Origin of the sequence: Escherichia sp. Lx600-2 (assembly GCF_036662595.1) — a bacterium.
GTDB lineage: Bacteria > Pseudomonadota > Gammaproteobacteria > Enterobacterales > Enterobacteriaceae > Escherichia > Escherichia coli.
This window is the reverse complement of sequence record NZ_JAYQWM010000206.1, coordinates 1-1,894: the sequence shown is the minus strand read 5'-3', so window position 1 is coordinate 1,894 and position 1,894 is coordinate 1. Positions and strand designations below refer to the sequence as shown.

Genomic DNA, 1,894 nt, shown 5'->3' with positions numbered 1-1,894 from the left:
GGTGGAGCTGCATGACAAAGTCATCGGGCATTATCTGAACATAAAACACTATCAATAAGTTGGAGTCATTACCCGCGCCTTTTTGCGCATCTGGCAGAATTTCCAGCACCACTTCCGAGGGGCGGCATAGGCGAGTTCCCAGCGGCGTCACCACAATCGGACGGTTAATCAGGATAGGATGTTGCAGCATAAAATCAATTAACCGATCGTCAGTAAATTTATCTTCTGCAAGACCCAGTTCCTCATACGGCTCGACGTTTTTACGCAGCAGCGCGCGTACGGAAATCCCCATATCGGCAATGAGTTTGACCAGTTCATCGCGCGTTGGCGGAGTTTCCAGATAATGGATAATGGTCGGTTCTGTGCCGCTGTTGCGGATCATCTCCAGCGTATTACGCGACGTGCCGCAGGCCGGGTTGTGATAAATGGTAATGTTGCTCATATCATTATCTCATTACAAAGTGAAAGAGAGACGTAGCGCCAGCGCCACCAGCGTTACAAACCAAAGCGGATAAGTCAAAAACATATATGGTTTAACGAATGCGTATGTGCAGAGGAAGGTAATAGGTGTGAATTTTGAGTTGGCTATTCATTTGAAAGGAGGTCTGAATCAGGACGTAAAAAAACCGACTTTGCGTCGGTTTTTTACTTTCCAGCCCTGAGTTGGTGGCTCTGGCTGGAGTGAGAATGCCATCATCTAACGCATCAATGCTAATACCATACTGAAACTATTGCAAGGACATGCTGGTTTTATAACCTGAATATACTGTATGATTATCCAGTTAGCTCTGAGGCATTTTCACTCTGGCAATGCGCATAAACGCTTTCAAAGTCCTGATCAGTGGTACGGGTGGTGCCGTTAACTGATGCTCTGGCCGGAGTGAGAATGCCATTATCTAACAATAGGGCATGCGCCGTGACAGGCAATGGATGAGTAAGCGGATGCATTCTCACTCCATCGCATGGAGAAAACGGGTGATTGATAAAGCAATCATCGTTCTTGGGGCGTTAATTGCGCTGCTGGAACTGATCCGCTTTCTGCTTCAGCTTCTGAACTGATAGCGGAAACGTAATTAAGGGCTAAGAGCACACTACTCTTAGCCCTTTAACATTTAACGCATGGTCACGCAGTACCCATACACGATTTAACTGTAGAAAAACTGGAAAGCCTTGTAGGGGAAGGCTTCTGGGCAGGATGGGACTTTTCCAGAGTTTGGTGTCCGGCAATTTCCATCCTTCTTGTGCTTGGTGAACTCGACTCATTAGAGACCATAACTCCCTCGTGTACCTATTACATGCTGAACTGCTGATTTCGGAATACTATCATTTGATTGAGAGGCTTCCTGTTTGTTTAGCTGCTTATTTTTGCTCTTTTTAATAGGCTTTTTTACTTCCTGTCAGTCCATAAACAACTGACTGAGAAGGTAGGGGATTGTAGTAGCAGACAACCTAAGTAACTTATACGGACTGTTTTGATTGTTTTTTAGGCGCATGCTTGTTTTCCCGAAATCAGTGTTGAAAGGGGAGGAGCCGGAGTGAGGGGATAGAAACTGAAAAATGTACTTTTCTGGCTGAATCCTCTGTGTGGGATAATCAGAAATGAAAGAGATACCAGGATGACACTGAGCAAAAATTGGACTTTATTAAGAAAATGAAGACCGGAAAGATAATTTCCCCTTTAACGGGGGATGTACCGATGAAAATGACATGTCTCACCGCAGACCCGATAGTTTTTACCCGTAACCCTGTATAACGTAGGATATTCACGGTACGCAGTAATGCTTATCATCGCGAAACTATCTATTGTAAATCGTATTGTGTTATAACTGAGTTATTGCTTAAATAGAGTAATGTTTTTACGTCTGGTCTCAACCAGTTCAATGTTCAATTCTTC

At 44.3% G+C, this 1,894-nt stretch carries 2 protein-coding genes and 1 pseudogene; 2 read left to right on the top strand and 1 reads right to left on the bottom strand.

Annotated elements, in window-relative coordinates:
- Position 1: 1 nt before the first annotated feature.
- Positions 2–58, top strand: a complete 57-nt coding sequence (locus OQV04_RS25380) for an IS1 family transposase (RefSeq protein WP_003032489.1) — start codon at positions 2–4, stop codon at positions 56–58.
- A 15-nt stretch (positions 59–73) separates the two neighbouring features.
- Here the strand turns inward: OQV04_RS25380 and arsC are convergent.
- Positions 74–442 (bottom strand): annotated as a pseudogene (gene arsC, locus OQV04_RS24440) (glutaredoxin-dependent arsenate reductase); the annotation flags it as partial.
- Positions 443–975: 533 nt separating this feature from the next.
- Between arsC and dinQ the strand changes: the two are divergent.
- Entirely contained in the window at positions 976–1,059 is an 84-nt protein-coding gene (gene dinQ / locus OQV04_RS24435; protein WP_001295215.1) for a damage-inducible type I toxin DinQ, read from the top strand.
- Positions 1,060–1,894 lie beyond the last annotated feature (835 nt).